18 protein-coding genes are annotated in these 20,593 nt (G+C 58.3%); 4 read left to right on the forward strand and 14 right to left on the reverse strand.

Features of this window, described 5'->3' with window-relative positions; translation table 11 throughout:
• Window positions 1–7 precede the first annotated feature (7 nt).
• Both ftsH and rlmE read right to left on the reverse strand, forming a co-directional pair.
• Window positions 8–1,918 carry an ATP-dependent zinc metalloprotease FtsH gene (gene ftsH / locus L4G42_RS13800; RefSeq protein WP_237252926.1) on the reverse strand — a complete coding sequence of 637 codons (1,911 nt, stop codon included), beginning with the start codon at window positions 1,916–1,918 and terminating at the stop codon, window positions 8–10.
• 189 nt (window positions 1,919–2,107) lie between these two features.
• Window positions 2,108–2,758 (reverse strand): 23S rRNA (uridine(2552)-2'-O)-methyltransferase RlmE, encoded by a 651-nt coding sequence (gene rlmE, locus L4G42_RS13805; RefSeq protein ID WP_065987607.1) that lies wholly within the window; start codon window positions 2,756–2,758, stop codon window positions 2,108–2,110.
• 107 nt (window positions 2,759–2,865) lie between these two features.
• Between rlmE and L4G42_RS13810 the strand changes: the two genes are divergently transcribed.
• Window positions 2,866–3,174, forward strand: a complete 309-nt coding sequence (locus L4G42_RS13810) for a YhbY family RNA-binding protein (RefSeq protein WP_065987608.1) — start codon at window positions 2,866–2,868, stop codon at window positions 3,172–3,174.
• A 170-nt stretch (window positions 3,175–3,344) separates the two neighbouring features.
• Here the strand turns inward: L4G42_RS13810 and greA are convergent, their stop codons facing one another.
• The 7 genes from greA to grpE form a co-directional block, all read right to left on the reverse strand.
• Window positions 3,345–3,821 carry a transcription elongation factor GreA gene (gene greA, locus L4G42_RS13815; RefSeq protein WP_237260864.1) on the reverse strand — a complete coding sequence of 159 codons (477 nt, stop codon included), beginning with the start codon at window positions 3,819–3,821 and terminating at the stop codon, window positions 3,345–3,347.
• A complete protein-coding gene (gene carB / locus L4G42_RS13820; RefSeq protein ID WP_237252924.1) occupies window positions 3,818–7,039 on the reverse strand; it encodes a carbamoyl-phosphate synthase large subunit in 3,222 nt (1,073 codons plus the stop codon). Before carB ends, greA begins: the two co-directional genes overlap by 4 nt.
• Window positions 7,040–7,161: 122 nt before the next feature.
• On the reverse strand, window positions 7,162–8,298 hold the full coding sequence (gene carA, locus L4G42_RS13825) for a glutamine-hydrolyzing carbamoyl-phosphate synthase small subunit (RefSeq protein WP_237252923.1): 1,137 nt from the start codon (window positions 8,296–8,298) through the stop codon (window positions 7,162–7,164).
• A gap of 301 nt (window positions 8,299–8,599) precedes the next feature.
• A complete protein-coding gene (gene dapB / locus L4G42_RS13830) occupies window positions 8,600–9,406 on the reverse strand; it encodes a 4-hydroxy-tetrahydrodipicolinate reductase (RefSeq protein ID WP_237252922.1) in 807 nt (268 codons plus the stop codon).
• A gap of 10 nt (window positions 9,407–9,416) precedes the next feature.
• Complete coding sequence (gene dnaJ, locus L4G42_RS13835) at window positions 9,417–10,547, reverse strand: molecular chaperone DnaJ (RefSeq protein WP_122622785.1); 1,131 nt, start codon at window positions 10,545–10,547, stop codon at window positions 9,417–9,419.
• A 323-nt stretch (window positions 10,548–10,870) separates the two neighbouring features.
• The gene (gene dnaK / locus L4G42_RS13840; protein WP_272903876.1) at window positions 10,871–12,832 is read right to left on the reverse strand and encodes a molecular chaperone DnaK; all 1,962 of its coding nucleotides are present in this window, start codon (window positions 12,830–12,832) and stop codon (window positions 10,871–10,873) included.
• 60 nt (window positions 12,833–12,892) lie between these two features.
• Window positions 12,893–13,459 (reverse strand): nucleotide exchange factor GrpE, encoded by a 567-nt coding sequence (gene grpE / locus L4G42_RS13845; RefSeq protein ID WP_272903874.1) that lies wholly within the window; start codon window positions 13,457–13,459, stop codon window positions 12,893–12,895.
• Window positions 13,460–13,735: 276 nt separating this feature from the next.
• On the opposite strand from grpE, the gene recN reads away from it, so the two are divergent.
• A complete protein-coding gene (recN, locus tag L4G42_RS13850) occupies window positions 13,736–15,409 on the forward strand; it encodes a DNA repair protein RecN (protein ID WP_237259368.1) in 1,674 nt (557 codons plus the stop codon).
• Window positions 15,410–15,520: 111 nt separating this feature from the next.
• Here recN and fur read toward each other — a convergent pair whose 3' ends face one another.
• A complete protein-coding gene (gene fur, locus L4G42_RS13855; RefSeq protein WP_065987616.1) occupies window positions 15,521–15,928 on the reverse strand; it encodes a ferric iron uptake transcriptional regulator in 408 nt (135 codons plus the stop codon).
• A gap of 98 nt (window positions 15,929–16,026) precedes the next feature.
• Between fur and L4G42_RS13860 the strand changes: the two genes are divergently transcribed.
• Window positions 16,027–16,551: an outer membrane protein assembly factor BamE gene (locus L4G42_RS13860; RefSeq protein ID WP_237252920.1), complete on the forward strand. Its 525-nt coding sequence runs from the start codon at window positions 16,027–16,029 to the stop codon at window positions 16,549–16,551.
• Window positions 16,552–16,639: 88 nt separating this feature from the next.
• Here the strand turns inward: L4G42_RS13860 and L4G42_RS13865 are convergent, their stop codons facing one another.
• Genes L4G42_RS13865 through L4G42_RS13875 form a run of 3 tightly spaced genes read right to left on the reverse strand, consistent with a single transcriptional unit; the run spans window position 16,640 to window position 18,798 of the window.
• The gene (locus L4G42_RS13865) at window positions 16,640–16,960 is read right to left on the reverse strand and encodes an RnfH family protein (RefSeq protein WP_237252919.1); all 321 of its coding nucleotides are present in this window, start codon (window positions 16,958–16,960) and stop codon (window positions 16,640–16,642) included.
• Complete coding sequence (locus L4G42_RS13870; protein ID WP_074888440.1) at window positions 16,953–17,387, reverse strand: type II toxin-antitoxin system RatA family toxin; 435 nt, start codon at window positions 17,385–17,387, stop codon at window positions 16,953–16,955. Before L4G42_RS13870 ends, L4G42_RS13865 begins: the two co-directional genes overlap by 8 nt.
• A gap of 7 nt (window positions 17,388–17,394) precedes the next feature.
• Window positions 17,395–18,798 carry a sodium-dependent transporter gene (locus tag L4G42_RS13875; protein ID WP_237252918.1) on the reverse strand — a complete coding sequence of 468 codons (1,404 nt, stop codon included), beginning with the start codon at window positions 18,796–18,798 and terminating at the stop codon, window positions 17,395–17,397.
• 128 nt (window positions 18,799–18,926) lie between these two features.
• On the opposite strand from L4G42_RS13875, the gene smpB reads away from it, so the two are divergent.
• Window positions 18,927–19,409 carry an SsrA-binding protein SmpB gene (gene smpB, locus L4G42_RS13880; RefSeq protein ID WP_065987620.1) on the forward strand — a complete coding sequence of 161 codons (483 nt, stop codon included), beginning with the start codon at window positions 18,927–18,929 and terminating at the stop codon, window positions 19,407–19,409.
• 216 nt (window positions 19,410–19,625) lie between these two features.
• On the opposite strand, the gene L4G42_RS13885 is transcribed toward smpB, so the two are convergent.
• Entirely contained in the window at window positions 19,626–20,393 is a 768-nt protein-coding gene (locus L4G42_RS13885) for a GntR family transcriptional regulator (RefSeq protein ID WP_237252917.1), read from the reverse strand.
• Window positions 20,394–20,593 lie beyond the last annotated feature (200 nt).

Consider the following 20,593-nt stretch of genomic DNA (forward strand, 5'->3'; position numbering starts at 1 on the left):
TCAGACCTTAGTGTTCTGCAGCAGGGCCGCCAATTGGCGATTCCGGACGCGGACCTACAGGTGCGATCGGGGTCCCGGAATCTCCGGAGCCACCTTCCCAATCACGAGGCTCGCGTGGTGTGCGGCCTGCCATGATGTCATCAATCTGCTCGGCATCGATGGTCTCGTATTTCATGAGCGCATCAGCCATCGCCTCCAGCTTGTCACGGTGTTCGGTGAGGATCTGTTTCGCTGTGCCGTAGCACTGATCAATGATGCTGCGCACTTCGGAGTCAATCAGACGGGCAGTGTCACCGGAGAGGCTGGCATTCTGACCGCCACCGCCGCGACCCAGGTAACCGCCTTCTTCCTCGTCCGAATACATCAACGGACCGAGCTTCTCGGACAAGCCCCACTTGGTGACCATATTCCGAGCGATCTGGCTTGCACGCATGATGTCGTTAGAGGCACCGGTGGTCACACCATCGAAGCCCAGCGTCATTTCTTCAGCGATGCGACCGCCGTACAGCGAGCAAATCTGGCTGATCAATGCACGCTTGGACAGGCTGTAGCGATCTTCCTCGGGGAGGAACATCGTGACACCCAATGCCCGACCGCGCGGGATAATCGACACTTTGTAGACCGGATCATGCTCTGGCACGACGCGGCCAACGATTGCATGACCTGCCTCGTGATAAGCCGTATTGCGCTTCTCTTTGTCGGACATGACCATCGATTTGCGCTCAGCGCCCATCATGATCTTGTCTTTCGCCAATTCGAATTCTTTCATTTCGACAATACGCTTGCCGGTACGGGCGGCGAACAGTGACGCCTCGTTGACCAGGTTAGCCAAATCAGCACCGGAGAAACCCGGGGTACCACGAGCAATCACGCCTGGCTGAACGTCGTCACCCATTGGCACTTTGCGCATGTGTACTTTAAGAATCTGCTCACGACCCCGGATATCGGGCAAGCCCACGACGACCTGACGGTCGAAACGGCCCGGACGCAGCAGCGCAGGGTCGAGGACGTCTGGACGGTTGGTGGCGGCAATCACGATGATGCCGTCGTTCATTTCAAAGCCGTCCATCTCAACCAGCAACTGGTTGAGCGTCTGCTCACGCTCATCATGACCGCCGCCCATGCCGCCGCCACGGTGGCGACCTACAGCATCGATTTCGTCGATGAAGATGATGCAAGGCGCGTGTTTCTTGGCCTGTTCAAACATGTCACGAACACGGCTTGCGCCCACGCCGACGAACATTTCGACGAAGTCGGAACCGGAAATCGTGAAAAACGGAACCTTGGCTTCACCCGCGATAGCCTTCGCTATCAGGGTTTTACCTGTACCCGGAGGGCCTACCATCAGGACGCCGCGAGGGATGCGACCGCCCAGGCGCTGGAACTTGCCCGGGTCGCGTAGAAACTCGACGAGCTCGCCGACTTCCTCTTTGGCTTCATCACAACCGGCCACGTCAGCCAATGTGGTTTTGACCTGATCCTCGGACAGCAGGCGCGCCTTGCTTTTACCAAAGCTCATCGGTCCGCCTTTGCCCCCCGCACCACCTTGCATCTGGCGCATGAAGAACATGAAGACAGCAATAATCACGAGGATAGGGAAGCTGGCGACGAGGAGCTGGGTCCAGATGCTCTGCTGCTCCGGCTGCTTGCCCTCGATCACAACGTTGTTGTCAACCAGATCACCGATCAGACCGTTGTCCTGAATGGCAGGCCTGATGGTCTTGAAGGAGTCGCCATCGCTGCGCTTACCGGTGATGACGTATCCGTCAACGGCAACTTTCTCGACCTTGCCGTCTTTCACCTGCTGGATGAATTCGGAATAGTTGAGGGTCTGCGGCTCGTTAGGACTGGAGAAGTTGTTCATCACGGTCACGAGAACCGCCGCGATGATCAACCACAGGATCAAATTCTTTGCCATATCGTTCAATTAGCTACCCTCTGAAGCAAGCTCCACGCTGGAGCGTGCCTCGCATGATATTCACCGGCCTAACTTACTACAGATCCTACAGGCGTGGCAGGCGGCGTCTGTAACCCTTTGTGAAACTTTGACTACACAATGTTGGTTACGCTCCCTTGATAAAGCCATTTGAAAAAAGCTATCGCTTGATCAAAGGCGCTCATCGCTTGCCGATCCTTCAATGCCGCGAAATCCGCGACCCAACAGGTATTGCTCTCTGGAACGATCCCGCGATGACAGCGGCTTGCGCATCTGCACCTTGTCGAACAGCTTGCGGATGTCCTTGTGGTACACGTCAAAGCCTTCACCCTGGAAGACCTTGATCAGGAAATCGCCGCCGGGGCGAAGCACTCGGCCCGCCAGATCCAGCGCCAATTCGCACAGGAACATTGCGCGAGGCATGTCCACAGCGCTCAATCCACTCATATTGGGGGCCATGTCGGAAATCACAAGGTCTACCTGCGTATTGCCGACAGCCTCGAGGATCTGCGCAAGCACTTCATCCTGGGTGAAATCCCCCTGAATGAAGGTCACGTCGGGGATGCTGTCCATTTCCAGGATGTCCGATGCAATCAAACGGCCCTGACCACCAATCAGACGACTGGTCACCTGCGACCAACCCCCTGGCGCTGCACCCAAGTCGATGACCGTCATGCCGGGACGGATGATCTTGTCCTTCTCCTGGATCTCGAGAAGCTTGTAACTGGCGCGGGAACGGTAACCATCCCGCTGCGCCATTTTGACGTACTTGTCGTCGAAGTGTTCTTTAAGCCAGTTATGGCTGGTTTTGGAACGTGCCACGGAGCACCTCAAAAAATTAGGACGAGTCGCGATTAACCGGGCGGTCCCGGACTAGCTCGGGTAAACTGGCCGCCGCTTTTTACAAGATCAGACGCAGAGGTCAGATTATGCCGCTCACTCAAGAGCAGAAGAAACAATACAAATCCATTGGCCACCATCTGAAACCGGTGTTGATCGTGGCGGACAATGGTCTGACTGAAGGTGTGTTGGCCGAACTGGAGCGCGCGCTGGGCGATCACGAGTTGATCAAGATCAAACTCAACATCCTCGACCGCGAAAGCCGCCTGGCAGCCATCGCTGAACTGTGCAAAGTCGGCAAGGCCGATCTGGTGCAGGTCATCGGCAAAATGGCGCTGATTTATCGCAAGAACCCGAAGGTAAACAAGCAGCTGTCCAACGTCCACCGCTTCAACTGATCCTGCCGGGTCAGCGGCTAACAAGCGCTGACCCTCAGATTCGGTGCCCACCTGTAAAGATGAGCGCCGACCCGATCAGACCGGACATGCGACCGCCGGTTCGAAGGATCAGACAATGACCTTCGAACCAGTTGCCTGAATCAACCCCCGCGCAATGCGGGTGTCGATTATCAAACGTGACGCACTTCCACGATTTCGTACTCGATCACGCCGCTCGGTGTTTTCACAGAGACGACATCGCCCTCTTCCTTGCCAATTAAAGCGCGAGCAAGCGGCGAACCCACAGAAATTTTGCCCAGTTTGAAGTCGGCTTCGTCTTCACCCACGATGTGGTAGGTGACGCGCTCGTCCGTCTCCACGTTGGCGATCTCGACAGTCGTGCCGAAGATCACCTTGCCAGTGTGGGGAATGGTAGTGACGTCGATGATCACCTGATTCTGGATCCGGCCTTCGATGTCGCGGATGCGCGCTTCGATCATGCCCTGCTGCTCGCGAGCGGCATGATATTCGGCGTTTTCCTTGAGATCGCCAAGCTCACGCGCAGTCCCGATGTCCTGGCTGAGCTTGGGACGAACCACCTTGGTCAGGTGCGCGTGTTCTTCTTCCAGGGCGCGAGCGCCCTGAACGGTCATTGGGTACTTGATCATGCTTTCAGTCCTGCGTGTAGATCCTGCAAGCGGCGCACGGTTTTTTCAGGACCGAACTTCAGCGCTTCACAGATAGCCTCGCCCGCAGCGATGGTCGTGGTGCAGTAGATCTTGTGCTGCAGGGCATTGCGGCGAATGGAGTAGGAATCCGCGATCGACTGACGCCCTTCGGTCGTGTTGATGATCAGCGTGACTTCGTCATTCTTGATCATGTCGACCACGTGTGGACGCCCTTCGGTCACCTTGTTGACGCGGCGAACTTTGAGCCCCGCCTCTTCGATCAGGCGTGCTGTGCCGGCGGTTGCAACGATGTCGAAACCCAGCTCGATCAAGCTGCGTGCGACACCTGCCACCAGCGGCTTGTCGTCGTCACGCACGCTGATAAATGCCGTGCCGCCAGTCGGCAGCACTTCACTGGCGCCCATCTGGGCTTTGGCGAAGGCTTCGCCGAAGGTGTCGCCGACACCCATGACTTCGCCGGTTGACTTCATCTCTGGGCCGAGGATCGGGTCAACGCCCGGGAACTTGGCGAATGGGAACACCGCCTCTTTCACGCTGTAGAAGTTCGGAATGATTTCTTTGGTGAAGCCGAGTTCTTTGAGAGTCTTCCCGGCCATTACGCGAGCCGCGATCATCGCCAGCGAGACACCAATGCACTTCGAAACGAACGGCACCGTACGCGATGCGCGCGGGTTCACTTCGATGACGTAAATGTCTTCACCCTGCAATGCCAGTTGCACGTTCATCAGGCCGACAACGCCGAGCTCCAGGGCCATTTTCTTGACCTGCTCACGCATTTCGTCCTGGATATGGGCCGGCAGCGAATACGGTGGCAGCGAGCATGCCGAGTCACCCGAGTGAACGCCGGCCTGTTCGATGTGCTGCATGATTGCGCCGATCACCACGTCGGTACCGTCGCAGACCGCATCAACGTCCATTTCGATGGCGCAGTTAAGGAAGTGGTCAAGCAGCACCGGGCTGTCGTTGGACACTTGAACCGCTTCACGCAGGTAGCGCTTGAGTTCGTCTTCTTCGTAGACGATCTCCATCGCACGGCCGCCCAGTACGTAGGATGGTCGAACCACCAGCGGGTAGCCGATCTTCGCTGCAGCCCGAATGGCTTCGTCTTCGCTGCGCACTGTCGCGTTTGGCGGCTGACGCAGGTTCAGGCGCTCGACCATCTGCTGGAAGCGCTCACGGTCTTCTGCACGATCAATGGCGTCAGGGCTGGTGCCAATGATCGGCACGCCCGCGGCTTCCAGTGCACGCGCCAGCTTCAACGGGGTCTGGCCGCCGTACTGGACAATTACGCCTTTCGGCTTCTCTACGCGCACGATTTCCAGCACGTCTTCGAGGGTCACTGGCTCGAAGTACAGACGGTCGGAGGTGTCGTAATCGGTCGATACGGTTTCCGGGTTGCAGTTGACCATGATGGTCTCGTACCCGTCTTCACGCAGCGCCAGCGCAGCGTGCACGCAGCAATAGTCGAACTCGATGCCCTGGCCAATGCGGTTCGGACCACCACCCAGAATCATGATCTTGTCGCGATTCGTCGGGTTGGCTTCGCACTCTTCCTCATACGTGGAGTACATGTACGCGGTGTCAGTGGCGAACTCGGCGGCGCAAGTGTCAACGCGCTTGTAGACCGGCAGCACGTCCAGCTTGTGACGGTGCGTGCGCAAGTTTTTCTCGGTCACACCCAGCAGCTTGGCCAGGCGTGCATCGGAGAAGCCCTTGCGCTTGAGGCGATACATCAGGTCGCGGTCAATCGCCGACAGGCCGAGGGTTTTGACCTTTTCTTCGTCCTTGATCAAATCTTCGATCTGCACCAGAAACCAAGGGTCGATCATGTTCATGCCGAAAATCTGTTCAACCGTCATGCCGGCACGGAAAGCGTCAGCGACGTACCAGATGCGCTCGGCACCCGGAACCGTCAGCTCGCGCTTCAGAATGCTCATGCTTTCCGGATTGCTCAGGTCCAGCTTCGGATCGAGACCGCTGACACCCACTTCAAGGCCGCGCAGGGCTTTCTGCAGGGATTCCTGGAAGGTCCGGCCGATGGCCATGACTTCGCCAACGGACTTCATCTGGGTGGTCAGGCGCGCGTCGGCTTTAGGGAATTTCTCGAAGGCGAAGCGTGGCAGCTTGGTGACGACATAGTCGATCGATGGCTCGAACGACGCCGGGGTCTTGCCGCCGGTGATTTCGTTCTGCAACTCGTCCAGCGTGTAGCCGACGGCCAGCTTGGCGGCAACTCGCGCGATCGGAAAGCCGGTAGCCTTGGAAGCCAGCGCAGAAGAGCGAGAGACCCGCGGGTTCATCTCGATCACGACCATGCGGCCGGTGTCGGGGCAGATACCGAACTGAACGTTCGAGCCGCCTGTTTCGACGCCGATCTCACGCAGGACCGCCAGCGAAGCGTTGCGCAGGATCTGGTATTCCTTGTCGGTGAGCGTCTGTGCCGGCGCGACCGTGATGGAGTCGCCGGTGTGCACGCCCATCGGGTCGAAGTTTTCGATGGAGCAGACGATGATGCAATTGTCCTTTTTGTCGCGGACAACCTCCATTTCGTATTCTTTCCAGCCGATCAGAGATTCGTCGATCAGCAGCTCTTTGGTCGGCGACAGGTCGAGACCGCGGGCGCAGATCTCTTCGAATTCTTCACGGTTGTACGCGATGCCGCCACCGGTGCCGCCCATGGTGAAGGACGGACGAATGATGCACGGGAAGCCCAGCTTTTCGAGGACCGCATTGGCCTCTTCCATGCTGTGGGCGATACCGGAACGCGGGCACGCCAGGCCAATGGACTTCATGGCCTTGTCGAAACGCGAACGGTCTTCAGCCTTGTCGATGGTGTCGGCATTGGCGCCGATCATTTCAACGCCGAACTTCTCCAGAACGCCTTCGCGCTCCAGGTCCAATGCGCAGTTCAGAGCGGTCTGGCCGCCCATGGTTGGCAGCAGCGCGTCAGGGCGTTCTTTTTCGATGATCTTGGCGACGGTCGCCCATTTGATCGGCTCGATGTAGGTCGCATCCGCCATGGCCGGGTCGGTCATGATGGTGGCCGGGTTCGAGTTGACCAGAATGACGCGGTAACCCTCTTCGCGCAGGGCCTTGCAGGCCTGGGCGCCGGAGTAGTCGAATTCGCAGGCCTGGCCGATCACGATCGGGCCAGCACCAAGAATCAGGATGCTTTTAATGTCTGTACGTTTTGGCATGGGTTGTCACTCGAATCCTGTGTCAGTCGGCAAGCCGTCTTGAACATCTCAGGTGCCGGGCGGGCTGTCGGATTTGGTCCGGTCCGCCGCGGTCACCTGCTCGCTACAGTCGCAAGGCAGCCTTAGCGGCGCTTGTCCATGGCTGTGATGAAGCGATCGAACAGCGGCGCGACGTCGGTCGGGCCCGGGCTCGCTTCAGGGTGACCCTGGAAGCTGAACGCGTCCTTGTCGGTGCGTTCGATGCCTTGCAGGCTGCCATCGAACAGCGACTTGTGAATCGCGCGAACGTTGCTCGGCAAAGTGGCTTCGTCCACCGCAAAACCGTGGTTCTGGCTGGTGATCATGACCACGCCGGTGTCCAGGTCCTGAACAGGGTGGTTGGCGCCATGGTGGCCCAGATCCATCTTGATGGTCTGAGCGCCGGAAGCGAGCGCCAACAGCTGGTGGCCCAGGCAGATACCGAACACCGGAATGTCGGTCTCCAGCACGTCCTTGATCGCCTGAATGGCGTAGTCGCAAGGCTCCGGATCGCCCGGACCGTTGGACAGGAAGATGCCGTCGGGCTTGAGCGCGAGCACTTCACTGGCAGGGGTTTGCGCAGGTACGACCGTTACACGGCAACCGCGCTCGACCAGCATGCGCAGGATGTTCAGCTTGACGCCGTAGTCCCAGGCGACCACGTGGTACTTCAAGACGGCGGCGGCAACTTCGGGGCTGCTGTCGGACTGCAGGTTCCAGACCGTGGAGCGCCACTCGTAGGTCTCTTTGGTGCTGACTTCCTTGGCGAGGTCCATGCCTTTCAGGCCCGGGAAACCTCGTGCTGCCGCGATGGCTGCTTCTTCGGAAATGTTGTCGCCAGCCATGATGCAGCCATTTTGAGCGCCCTTCTCGCGAAGGATGCGCGTCAGGCGGCGCGTGTCGATGCCCGCAATCGCAACGGTTTTATTGGCTTTCAGATACTCGGCCAGCGGCATTTTGTTACGCCAGTTGCTCGCAACCAGTGGCAGGTCGCGAATCACCAGACCCGCGGCCCAGACGCGGTCAGATTCGGCATCTTCCGGCGTGGTGCCGGTGTTGCCGATGTGCGGGTAAGTCAGGGTGACGATTTGCTGGGCATAGGAAGGATCGGTAAGAATTTCCTGATAGCCGGTCATTGCGGTGTTAAACACCACTTCACCAACGGTTTGACCGTCGGCACCAATGGCTTCGCCGCGAAAAATGCTGCCATCAGCAAGGGCGAGTATGGCTGGCTTAGTCAAGAAGACCTCCCGTAATAAAGCCTGAAAGGGCGATCGCAGGTTGTAAAAAAGCGGAATGACGTATAGACACGTCACCCCGCTTTTTTCATAGAATTATCTGCGCGCTTTTAGTGGACACACTAAAGCTGTAGCTTACAGAAAGAGGTCTTTTTAATCCACCGCTAAAATTGCCGTGAGGGCTGGGGAGTGCGACGGGACATCGCGTAGCGGGTGTGTAATGGCTTGAAACTGTGGGCAGGATACAGGGAAAGCCCCTCTCCTGCCCGCATTGTTGCCTGTCACATCTGGAGCGCCACAAGACTCAGCGCAGATCGAGTACGTCCTGCATGTCGTAAAGACCCGGCGCCTTGCCATCGAGCCACAGCGCGGCACGCACTGCGCCCTTGGCGAACGTCATGCGACTCGACGCCTTGTGCGTAATCTCCAGACGCTCACCTTCAGCGGCGAACAGCACAGTGTGATCACCTACGACGTCACCGCCACGGACCGTGGCGAAGCCGATCGTCTCGCGCTCACGAACACCCGTGTAGCCCTCACGACCGTAGACAGCGACCTTGCTCAAATCACGCCCCAGGGCATTGGCAACGACCTCACCCATGCTGACCGCCGTACCCGACGGCGCGTCGACCTTGTTGCGGTGATGAGCTTCGATGATTTCGATGTCCGCATCTCCACCCATCACTCGAGCCGCCAGATCCAGCAGCTTGAACGACAGGTTCACACCTACACTGAAATTGGACGCGAAGACCACAGGGATGTCCCGGCTCGCTTCGACCAGCAGGTGCTTTTGTTCGACGCTCAAGCCGGTGGTACCAATGACCATGGCCTTGCCCGCCTGACGGCAGAACGCCAGGTTTTTCAGCATGACGTCCGGCAATGTGAAGTCGATCAGCACGTCGAACTCGTCGGCAACCTGCTCCAGACTAACGTTCAACTGAACACCGATACGCCCCAGCGATGCGAGCTCGCCGGCGTCGGCACCGATCATCGTGCTGCCGGGACGAACGATTGCTGCTGTCAGCCCGGTGAGCGGCGCACGATCCTGCACCGCCTCGATCAGGTTCTTGCCCATACGCCCGGCGGCGCCCATCACAGCAATACGTCGCATGCCCTGCTCCTTAGAGATCGCCGAAGAAGCGCTTCACGCCTTCGAACCAGCCGCTGGCCTTGGGCGAATGAGAGCTGTCGCCTTCAAGGGAGGCACGGAATTCTTCGAGCAGCTCGCGCTGGCGACGACCCAGGTTCACTGGGGTCTCGACGGCGACACGGCACATCAGGTCGCCGGCGCCGCCACCACGCACAGGGGCAACGCCCTTGCCGCGCAGACGGAACTGCTTACCGGTTTGCGTGCCTTCAGGGATCTTCAGCTTGACGCGACCGTCCAGCGTTGGCACTTCCAGCTCGCCACCCAGCGCAGCGTCGGTGAAGCTGATCGGCACTTCGCAGTACAGGTGCTTGCCGTCACGCTGGAAGATCGCATGCTCACGCACATTGATCACGACATACAGGTCGCCCGTTGGACCGCCTTGCGTTCCCGCTTCACCTTCGCCGGACAGACGAATGCGGTCGCCGGTATCCACGCCTGGCGGCACCTTGACCGACAGCGTCTTGGACTCTTCGACACGGCCTTCGCCATGGCAGGAGTCGCAAGGGTCGGAAATGATCTTGCCATTGCCGTGGCAACGCGGGCAGGTCTGCTGAACAGAGAAGAAGCCCTGCTGCATTCGCACCTGGCCGATGCCACCGCATGTAGGACAGGTCACCGGGGACGAGCCTTTTTTGGCGCCACTGCCGTCGCACGGCTTGCAGTTGACCAGTGTCGGCACGCGGATGCTGACAGTCGTGCCACGCACTGCTTCTTCAAGATTCAATTCGAGGGTATAGCGAAGGTCGCTGCCACGCTGGGCACCGCCACGACCACCGCCGCCGGCGCGGCCGCCGCCGAAGAAGTCGCTGAAGACATCGCCGAAGATGTCGGAGAAGTTGGCGCCACCGCCGCCGAAACCGCCGCCGCCCATGCCTTGATCGACACCGGCATGACCGTATTGGTCATAGGCCGCGCGCTTGCTGGCATCGGACAGCACTTCATACGCTTCGTTGGCTTCTTTGAAGGCGTCTTCCGAAGCCTTGTCACCCGGGTTACGGTCAGGGTGAAATTTCATTGCGAGACGGCGATACGCCTTTTTCAGGTCCGCTTCGCTGGAGCCACGCTCCACTCCCAATACTTCGTAATAATCACGCTTTGACATAAATTTTCCGCACTCTTGAGGACGTCCGGCATGACCCTCCTGAGTCTGCCGAACTCGTTGAGCCCCTTTCAGGCCCGGACCCAACTCACGTCAATTCAACGATCCTGGTCTTGGTTCAACGGCCTTTGATCGACCGAGAAAAGCGGCTGAACAAGCCGGAGTGCAGGAGCATCCGGCTTTGCCACAAAGCCCGCGATACAGCTTCGCGTGCTCGATAATTTTGGGTGTTCCAGACACGCCAACGCGGGAGCAAGCTCCCGCGCGGCGACATCCTACCAGCGACCACTAGAAAGCGGTCAACCGGCGATCAAGTGAGCCTGCGCTTACTTGTGGTCTTTTACTTCTTCGAACTCGGCGTCGACAACGTCGTCAGCCGGCTTGCTTTCTTCCTGAGCGGCCTGAGCACCGCCTTCAGGTTTTTCGGCTTGCTCGGCGTACATCTTCTGAGCGACCGGCGCGGAGACTTTCGACAGTTCCTCGATCTTGGCGTCGATGGCAGCCTTGTCGTCGCCTTTCACAGCGGCTTCAAGTGCAACCAGTGCGGCCTCGATAGCGGTCTTCTCCTCGGCGGTAACTTTATCGCCAGCGTCGGAGATCATTTTGCGAGTCGAGTGAACCAGCGCATCGCCCTGGTTGCGGGCAGAGGCCAGCTCCTCAAACTTGCGGTCTTCGTCCGAGTTCGCTTCAGCGTCGCGAATCATCTGCTGGATTTCTTCATCCGACAGACCGGAGTTGGCCTTGATCACGATCGACTGAGTCTTGCCAGTCGCCTTGTCTTTCGCGCCGACGTGCAGAATGCCGTTGGCGTCGATGTCGAAGGTCACTTCGATCTGAGGTACGCCGCGTGGTGCTGGCGGAATCTCGGCCAGATCGAACTTGCCCAGGGACTTGTTCTGAGCGGCTTGCTTGCGCTCGCCTTGCAGGACGTGAATGGTCACTGCGCCCTGGTTATCATCGGCAGTCGAGAACACTTGCGATTTCTTGGTAGGAATCGTGGTGTTTTTCTCGATCAGCGCTGTCATTACGCCGCCCATGGTTTCAATACCCAGCGTCAGCGGGCTGACGTCCAGCAGCAGGACGTCTTTCACGTCGCCGGCCAGCACCGCACCCTGGATGGCTGCACCCATGGCAACGGCTTCGTCAGGGTTGACGTCTTTGCGCGCTTCTTTACCGAAGAACTCGGTGACCTTCTGCTGAACCAATGGCATGCGGGTCTGGCCGCCGACGAGGATCACGTCGTTGATCGCGCCGATGTCGATACCCGAATCTTTCAACGCAATACGGCAAGGCTCGATGGTGCGCTGAACCAGGTCTTCAACCAGCGATTCCAGCTTGGCGCGCGAGATCTTCACGTTCAAGTGCTTAGGACCGGTGGCATCTGCAGTGATGTACGGCAGGTTCACGTCGGTCGAATTGCTCGAAGACAGCTCGATCTTCGCTTTCTCGGCAGCTTCTTTCAGACGCTGCATCGCCAGCGGATCACCTTTCAGGTTCATGCCGGATTCTTTTTTGAATTCGTCAACCAGGTAATCGATCAGGCGGATGTCGAAGTCTTCACCACCCAGGAAGGTGTCGCCGTTGGTGGCCAACACTTCAAACTGGTGCTCGCCATCGACTTCAGCGATCTCAATCACGGAGACGTCGAAAGTACCGCCACCCAAGTCATAAACGATGACGGTGTGATCGCCTTTCGCTTTGTCCATACCGTAAGCCAGCGCGGCTGCGGTAGGTTCGTTGATGATGCGCTTCACGTCCAGACCGGCAATACGACCGGCGTCTTTGGTGGCCTGACGCTGGCTGTCGTTGAAGTAGGCAGGGACGGTGATGACCGCTTCAGTCACAGTCTCGCCGAGGTAGTCTTCGGCGGTTTTCTTCATCTTCTTCAGGATTTCAGCCGAAATCTGAGGAGGGGACATTTTCTTATCGTTGACTTGCACCCACGCATCGCCGTTGTCAGCCTTGGCGATTTTGTAAGGCACCATCTTGATGTCTTTCTGCACGACTTCTTCGTCGAACTTACGGCCGATCAGACGCTTCACCGCGTACAGGGTGTTGTGCGGGTTGGTGACTGCCTGACGCTTGGCCGATTGACCCACGAGGATCTCGCCATCATTGGCATACGCAATGATCGAAGGGGTGGTACGAGCGCCTTCAGCGTTCTCGATAACCTTGGCTTTACCGTTTTCCAGAACCGAGACGCAGGAGTTGGTGGTCCCCAGGTCGATACCGATAATCTTGCCCATTTTGACTCTCCCGAAACTTAAATTTGGTTGCCGCAACTGCATTTACAAATTGCGGTAATTCTTAAACGCTTGGCCTGTAAATGGGGGCCGCTCAGCTTAATTTCAAGCCTGCTCGTCAATAGACGGCGAAACAGGCGACGGCGCCTTGCTGACCACGACCATGGCCGGGCGAAGCAAACGGCCATTGAGCTGGTAACCCTTCTGGAACACCTTGAGCACGCTGTTCGGCTCCACGTCCGCGCTTTCCTGCATCGCCATTGCCTGATGGTGCTCGGCGTTGAACGGCTGGCCATGAGGGTCGATGGCTTCCAGGTGGTAGCGCTTGAGCGTGTCGTAGAACATTTTCAGCGTCAGTTCGATGCCTTCCCGCATCGGGCGGATGTTCTCGTCATCCGAGTTGGACAAGTCCAGACCACGCTCAAGGCTGTCGACGATCGGCAGCAGATCACTGGCAAACTTCTCAAGCGCAAACTTGTGCGCCTTCTCGACGTCTTGCTCGGCACGGCGGCGGACGTTCTGCAGATCCGCAGCCACACGCAGAGACTGGTCCTGCGCCGCCTTCAGCTGTTCTTCAAGCACTTGCACACGCGTTGCCAGATCATCTTGAGAAGTCGCCGCGTCGGCAGCCTGATCCTGGGCCTGCATGTCCGGGTTCTGTTCGTCAGCCATAAATTCTCTCCTTCTAATTACATCCGTGAGCTCAACTCACGCCTCTGCCCGGCTATATGGGGCCGTAATTTTCGGGTTCAAGGGTTTGGGTGCAGGATCGGCTGAATAACCCTACAAATGTTCCGACATGAGTTCGGCAGGCACACGCGGTGGCAAAATGCAGGATTGATGCTAAAAATTGGCAGTGACCTTTCAAATCGAGCTAAGGCCGGGCATTGTCAGCCCAAAGCAAAACACTGTATAAATAACCAGACAAATTGTTTGGGAGCCGCTCTGATGCTGGTCCACCTGTCCATACATAACTACGCCATCGTTGAACATCTCGATCTCGAACTTGATCGCGGCATGAGTGTGATCACCGGGGAAACAGGGGCCGGCAAGTCGATCATGCTCGACGCGCTCGGCCTGACGCTGGGCGATCGCGCCGACAGTGGCGTGGTAAGGCCAGGTGCCGACAAGGCAGACATTCTGGCAACCTTCGACGTGTCGGATATCCCTGAAGCAAGCGCATGGCTGAAGGAGCGTGACCTCGAAACCGACGGTCCCTGCATTCTGCGCCGCGTCATTACTGCCGAAGGCCGTTCACGCGCCTATATCAATGGGACGCCATGCCCCCAGGGCGATCTGAAAGTACTTGGCGAGCTGGTCATCGACATTCACAGCCAGCACGAGCATCAGTCGCTGCTCAAGACCGATACCCATCGGCGACTGCTGGACGAATACGCGGGCGCCACCGACCTCGCACGTCAAGTGCAACTGGCCTCCCAGCGCTGGCGGCAAACGCGCCAGGAGCTTGAGCGTCTTTCAAACTCAGGTGACGAGCAGCGCGCCAAGCATCAGTTGCTCAGTTATCAGCTTGAAGAGCTGGAAAGCCTGAGCCTCGGTGAAAACGAGCTTGAGCGGCTGGAACAGGAACACACCACGCTGACCAATGCCGAGAGCCTGCTGGGCATCTGCCGGCAAGTCGTCGAACTGTGCAGTGAAAGCGATTCCGGCAATGCTCTGAACGCACTGACCGCTAGCCTTAACCGACTCAGCAGCGTGAACAACACGCCCGACGCGTTGAATGAAGCGACCAACCTGCTCTCCAGTGCACAGATTCAGGTTGAAGAGGCCGTCGGCGAGATCAATCGTTTCCTCGATCGCTTCGAAGCGGACCCCGCCCGCCTGCAGCAAATTGAAGAACGCCTCGACACGATTTACACGCTGGCACGCAAACACCGCGTGCAGCCAACGGAAGTCGCAGCGCTGCACCAGAAGTTGCTCGACGAGATCGAGACCCTCAACGCCAACGATGAAGCGATTGAGAGACTGGAACACGAGGTGGGATCCTACGCGCGGCACTATCAAGAGAAGGCGCGCGAACTCAGCGACCTGCGCCACCGTGCTGCACCGGAGCTGGCCCACAAGGTCGAACACGAAATTCAGCGGCTGGGCATGCCGGGCGGCCGCTTCAATATCGAGCTGCGCGAGAACGTAGACAAAGAGCTGTCACCCAACGGGCTGGAGCAGGTTGAACTGCTGGTCAGCGCCAACCCGGGTCAGCCGCTCAAGGCGCTGGCGAAGGTGGCGTCGGGCGGGGAACTGTCGCGGATCAGCCTGGCGATTCAGGTGATAACCGCGCAGACATCTCGCGTTCCGACGCTGGTATTTGACGAAGTGGACGTCGGTATCGGTGGCCCTACGGCTGAAATCGTCGGCCAACTGCTGCGCCGCCTGGGCGAACGCGGCCAGGTCATGACAGTCACTCACTTGCCGCAAGTCGCCGCCCAGGGGCATCAACACCTGTTCGTGCACAAGGTTCGTGAAGCGGATGTGACGCGTACGGCGGTGTCCAAGCTGAGCAAGAACGAGCGGGTGGAAGAAGTGGCGCGGATGCTGGGAGGGATCGATTTGACCAAGGAATCGCTCGCGCACGCAAAGAAAATGGTGGTCACTTCCAAATCGTGAGAATCATCACGGCTTAACCCGGGCGGCGTCGATCTGGCAGCATCCTGATCGCGAAACACAGAAACAACAAAGGCGACCCAAGGGTCGCCTTTGTCGTACTTCACAAAAGGCTTACACCTTTTGCTTGCGTACGTAGAGCACCAGATTGTGATCCACCAGCTCGAAGCCGTGCTTGCTCACAATGGCTTTTTGCAGCTTTTCGATTTCTTCGTCGAAGAACTCGATGACCTCGCCGGATTCCACGTTGACCATATGGTCGTGGTGGCCTCCGTCAGCCAGTTCGAATACCGCGTGGCCGCCGTCGAAATTGTGGCGAACCACCAATCCGGCTGCTTCGAACTGAGTCAGAACTCGGTAAACCGTTGCCAGACCGACGTCTTCGTTGGCCTCCATCAGCGCCTTGTAGACGTCCTCCGCGCTCATGTGACGCTGCTGCGCAGAGTCGAGCATTTGAAGGATCTTGACCCGCGGCAGGGTCACTTTAAGTCCGGCTTTGCGTAGTTCGCTATTTTCAACCATGGTCAGCTTTCTCGCAGACGCTGCTTCGCAGCTTCTCTTAATGCAGGTATGATCGGGGTTTACGTTGTCCCAGCCAAGATAGTGGAAGTCGCCCACCGATGCAAAACACCAAGCTCTTGCTAACCAGTTTCACCTTCGTGGGACTGCTCGCACTCGCCGGTTGTTCATTCCCCGGGGTTTATAAAATCGACATCCAACAGGGCAATGTCGTCACGCAGGACATGATAGACCAGTTACGCCCGGGAATGACCCGTCGGCAAGTAAGGTTTATCATGGGCAATCCCTTGTTGACCGACACCTTTCACCCTGAACGCTGGGACTATTTGTACAGCCTGCAGCCTGGTGGTGGCGAACGCCAGCAGGAGCGCGTCAGCCTGATCTTCAATGGCACCGACCAGCTGGCGAGCCTGTCCGGTGACTTCAAGCCGGGTGTCAGCCGCGACGAGGCCATCCTCGGCAAGAGCAGCGACACGACTGTCACCCCCGAAAATCAAGGGACGCAGCCGCCGAAGGAAGAGCCACCGAAGCCTGGTTCTTTGCTTGAGCAGATTCAGAACGACGTCGACAAGGTCGAGACCGTGCCCGTTCCTTCCCAGGAACCACTGGACACAAACCCGCGCTGATCCACCGTTTACTTCTGGAATCAGCCGCATGAAAAAGCCCGGACATCCCGGGCTTTTTTACGTCTCTCAATCGAGCCGATGAGAAAATTTAAATCGGTTTTTGCGCCTTTCTTGCAGCTGCGGCTTTTAAAGCGCGCAGACGGCGTACTTCTTTCGGATCGGCCAGCAACGGGCGATAAATCTCAACCCTGTCGCCGGCTTCCAGCTCGCGCTGCTCCGGGTCGCCAACGAGCTTGCCGAAGATGCCAAACGGGCACTGTGCGAGATCCAGTTCAGGAAACCGCTCGGCCATGCCCGACGCAATGGCTGCTGCGCGTACCGATGTTCCGACGGGCACGTCCAGCGCCAGCAACTCCTGACGGTCGACGGTGGCATAGACCACCTCGACGCGAATCATCGGCTCAGCCATGCAGCTCTTTGGCTCGTTGGCAGAAAGCATCAACCAGGGTGTTGGCGGCCTGATTGAACAGCGGCCCCAAGGTCGCGCGGACGATCGAGCCGCTGTAGTCGAACGACAGGTCCAGGCTGATCTTGCAGGCCTTTTCATTCAAAGCCTTGAAGGTCCAGACGCCGTGAAGCTGACTGAAAGGCCCCTCCTCCAGATTCATCTCGATGACCTGTCCCGGCGTCAGCGTATTACGCGTGACGAAGTGCTGGCTCAAACCGCCTTTGGCGATCTCGACACGCGCACGCATTGAGGTATCACTCTGCTCAAGCACGGTGCCGGCGGAACACCACGGCAGAAATTCAGAGTAGCGACTCACGTCATTGACCAGGTCGTAAAGCGCCTGGGCGGGATATGGCAAAAGGGCGGAACGTTGAATATGCGTAGTCATGTCAGCGTCATTTCCAAAGCTGAGCGGCAAAGACAATCACGATGCCGATCGGCGCCACATAGCGCATCAAAGAGAACGTTAAGGCGAACAGAACCGGGCTGCGTACCGACAATTCGTCGCGCACCGCACCGCGTCCCATCACCCAACCTGCGAATACCACAAAGCACAATCCACCCAGCGGTAGCATGATCCGCGAGGTGAAGAAATCGATCACGCCAAAGAAATCCAGCCCCGACGACGCTCCCCACTGATAGAGGTGAAAGCCGCCGCCTTCGTTCACGAAGAATTTGGCCTGCTTCCAGATGTTGAACGAGAAAACCGTACCCAACCCGACAAACCAGCAGATGAACGATAGCCAGAAAGTCACCCAGCCGCGGCGAACCTTTGTGCGCTCTACCAGGTAAGCGACCATGGGTTCGAGCAAGGAAATGGCCGAGCTCCAGGCCGCAACGGCGACAAGGATAAAGAAGACCACGCCCATCACGGTACCGAAGGCGACGTTACCAAATGCATACGGCAGCGTAACGAACATCAGGCCCGGCCCTTCGCTTGGGTTTAGCCCTGCCGCAAACACAATCGGAAACAATGCAAGGCCCGCCAGCAGCGACACGAATGTGTCGAGCAATGCCACGCCCACGACAGTTGCGCTGATCGACGCCTCTTTGGTCATGTACGCGCCGTAGATCATGATCGAACCGACGCCTACACTGAGCGAGAAGAACGCGTGGCCCATGGCCGGGAGCAGGCCATCGAGCAGCTTCTCGGGCGTGAAGTCGAACATGAAGTGCACGCCCTCCATGAAATGCCCGGTGGTCAGGCTGTAGCCCAACAGAATCACGATGAGCACGAACAGCAAAGGCATCAGGATACGCAGGCTGCGCTCGAGACCGGCGTTGACGCCCTTGGCAATGGTGATCGCCGACAGCAGCATGAACAGCGTGTGCCAGCCGACCAGGCGCCATGGATCAGCGATCATCTCGCCAAAATAGGCACCGACACCGTCAGGCGTCACGCCTTTGAAATCGCCCTTGCCAACATCGATGATGTACTCGAGCGACCAGCCACCCACGACACTATAAAAAGAGAGAATCAACAGCGCAGTGACCATGCCGGCGAACGCGCCCCACGACCACTTCGACGAATGCCCGGCGGCGAGTGCCAGCGCACGCAGCGCGTTGGCCGGGCTCTGCCTTGCGCGGCGGCCTATGAGTGTCTCGGCGATCATCACCGGAATCCCGATCAGGGCGATGCAGGCGAGGAACACCAGCACAAACGCACCGCCGCCGTAGACGCCGACCATGTAAGGGAATTTCCATATGCTGCCCAACCCCACGGCAGAGCCGGTGGCAGCCAGGATGAACACCCAGCGACTGGCCCAACTCCCGTGAACTGAAACCTTGTCCGTCGACATCGTTGACACGTCCAACACGCAAAAAAGATCGCGCATTGTCCGGGATTCACTCCACGTGCTCAAGCACACAGCTTCAGCGTGCCGAGCCCATAGCCGAGACGCCCGTTGATCCCTATAATGCGTCGCCTATGGCTAAGCTCAAGAAACATCCCACAGGGACCATCGCGCAAAATAAAAAGGCGCGTCACGATTACTTCATCGAACACAAGTTCGAGGCCGGTCTGGTCCTGGCTGGCTGGGAAGTAAAAAGCCTGCGTGCCAACAAGGTGCAGTTGGTTGACAGTTACGTGTTGCTCAAGGACGGCGAGGCCTGGCTGATGGGTAGCCATATCTCGCCGCTGACGACAGCCAGTACCCACGTCATCGCTGACCCGACACGCACCCGTAAACTGTTGCTCAACAAGCGCGAGCTGGAAAAGCTGACGTCGTCTGTTCAGCAAAAAGGCTATGCCTGCGTGGCCCTTGCCCTTTACTGGAAGCAGCACTTGATCAAGTGCGAGATTGCTCTGGGCAAAGGCAAGAAGGAATACGACAAGCGCGACACCGAGCGCGAACGCGACTCCAATCGCGAGCTGCAACGCGCAGTGCGGAACAAGGGCAAGGAAGACTGATTCTTTCGGTGTCTGATTTGACGCCCCCCGCCAGAGGCCGCTGAAAGCAGCGTTGAGCTTTCTGGTTGATGCGGGAGCTGTAGGAGCCGGCTTGCTGGCGAACGCGTCATTGTGGTCAACATTGTGATGACTAAAATGGAGGGTTCGCCAGCAAGCTGGCTCCTACAGGATCTATATCAGTGGTCAGTTATGGGTCCCTGGCCCAACCGATATTTTTCAAATCCGGTTGCGCCGTTCAGCCCGCGCAGTGCGCTGCACTTGCTGGCGCACTTCCTCCAGAACCTCCTGCACGTACAGCAAATGACGGCTCGACACTTCTCGAGCATCGTCCGCCCGCCCTTCGATAATCGCCAGGTACAACTCACGATGCTGATCGATCAGCATGTCGCGGGTTTCTGCGCGCTGTTTGTACATGCCGCCAATGTTAGTGACGACACTGCGCCGCAGCAGATCGAACAGGCCGCGAATGGTGTGCAGCAAGACAGCGTTGTGGCTGGCTTCGGCGATGGCGAGGTGGAAATTGGCGTCTGCCGCGCCCTCCTCCGCACGGCTCACTTCCTCCGCGCGGTGGTAGCAGTCCTGCAACGCATCGAACGCTTCGCGCAGCCGCAGCCGATCGACATCCGTCGCGCGTATGGCCGCGTAGTAGGCGCATGAGGCTTCGAGGGTGTGGCGGAACTCAAGCAAGTCGCGCTGGGCTTCAGGGCTACTTTCAAGCAGATGAAGCAGCGGATCGCTGAACGTCGACCCTAGACTGTCGACGACGTAGTTGCCGCCACCCTGACGGCTGACCAACAGCCCTTTGGCCGTCAGCTTTTGAATGGCTTCGCGCAGCGAGGGACGTGACACACCAAATTGCTCAGCGAGCGCTCGCTCAGCCGGCAGACGACCGCCGGAGCGCAATGTGCCCTCCAGAATCATCCTTTCCAGCTGCTCGACAATGTCGTCGGACAAGCGGCGCTGACGCACCTGATCAAAGCCCATAACCCTTCACTCCACAACCCGGCTGCCCCCGTCTGACGTAGCTGCGGGGCACATATTCTCGCCGATCACGATCAGACATTCACCCGGCAGATGTAGGAGAAATCGTCCTGTCAGGCGTAAAGCAGGTGAAATCCGAGCGAGCTGCTACGAAAGTTTATGCGTCATAAATTGACACACCGTCAGCAAGGCTTCTAACCTAC

The organism is Pseudomonas petrae (assembly GCF_021728295.1).
GTDB lineage: Bacteria > Pseudomonadota > Gammaproteobacteria > Pseudomonadales > Pseudomonadaceae > Aquipseudomonas > Aquipseudomonas petrae.

Excerpts from the sequence above, each read along its gene's own strand:
- L4G42_RS13870 (WP_074888440.1), bottom strand. The coding sequence starts at position 17,387 with ATGACTACGCATATTCAACGTTCCGCCCTTTTGCCATATCCCGCCCAG.
- L4G42_RS13865 (WP_237252919.1), bottom strand. The coding sequence starts at position 16,960 with ATGGCTGAGCCGATGATTCGCGTCGAGGTGGTCTATGCCACCGTCGAC.
- L4G42_RS13860 (WP_237252920.1), top strand. The coding sequence starts at position 16,027 with ATGCAAAACACCAAGCTCTTGCTAACCAGTTTCACCTTCGTGGGACTG.
- L4G42_RS13875 (WP_237252918.1), bottom strand. The coding sequence starts at position 18,798 with ATGTCGACGGACAAGGTTTCAGTTCACGGGAGTTGGGCCAGTCGCTGG.
- greA (WP_237260864.1), bottom strand. The coding sequence starts at position 3,821 with ATGATCAAGTACCCAATGACCGTTCAGGGCGCTCGCGCCCTGGAAGAA.
- smpB (WP_065987620.1), top strand. The coding sequence starts at position 18,927 with ATGGCTAAGCTCAAGAAACATCCCACAGGGACCATCGCGCAAAATAAA.
- recN (WP_237259368.1), top strand. The coding sequence starts at position 13,736 with ATGCTGGTCCACCTGTCCATACATAACTACGCCATCGTTGAACATCTC.
- L4G42_RS13885 (WP_237252917.1), bottom strand. The coding sequence starts at position 20,393 with ATGGGCTTTGATCAGGTGCGTCAGCGCCGCTTGTCCGACGACATTGTC.
- dnaJ (WP_122622785.1), bottom strand. The coding sequence starts at position 10,547 with ATGTCAAAGCGTGATTATTACGAAGTATTGGGAGTGGAGCGTGGCTCC.
- grpE (WP_272903874.1), bottom strand. The coding sequence starts at position 13,459 with ATGGCTGACGAACAGAACCCGGACATGCAGGCCCAGGATCAGGCTGCC.
- dapB (WP_237252922.1), bottom strand. The coding sequence starts at position 9,406 with ATGCGACGTATTGCTGTGATGGGCGCCGCCGGGCGTATGGGCAAGAAC.
- carB (WP_237252924.1), bottom strand. The coding sequence starts at position 7,039 with ATGCCAAAACGTACAGACATTAAAAGCATCCTGATTCTTGGTGCTGGC.
- ftsH (WP_237252926.1), bottom strand. The coding sequence starts at position 1,918 with ATGGCAAAGAATTTGATCCTGTGGTTGATCATCGCGGCGGTTCTCGTG.
- L4G42_RS13810 (WP_065987608.1), top strand. The coding sequence starts at position 2,866 with ATGCCGCTCACTCAAGAGCAGAAGAAACAATACAAATCCATTGGCCAC.
- fur (WP_065987616.1), bottom strand. The coding sequence starts at position 15,928 with ATGGTTGAAAATAGCGAACTACGCAAAGCCGGACTTAAAGTGACCCTG.
- dnaK (WP_272903876.1), bottom strand. The coding sequence starts at position 12,832 with ATGCAGTTGCGGCAACCAAATTTAAGTTTCGGGAGAGTCAAAATGGGC.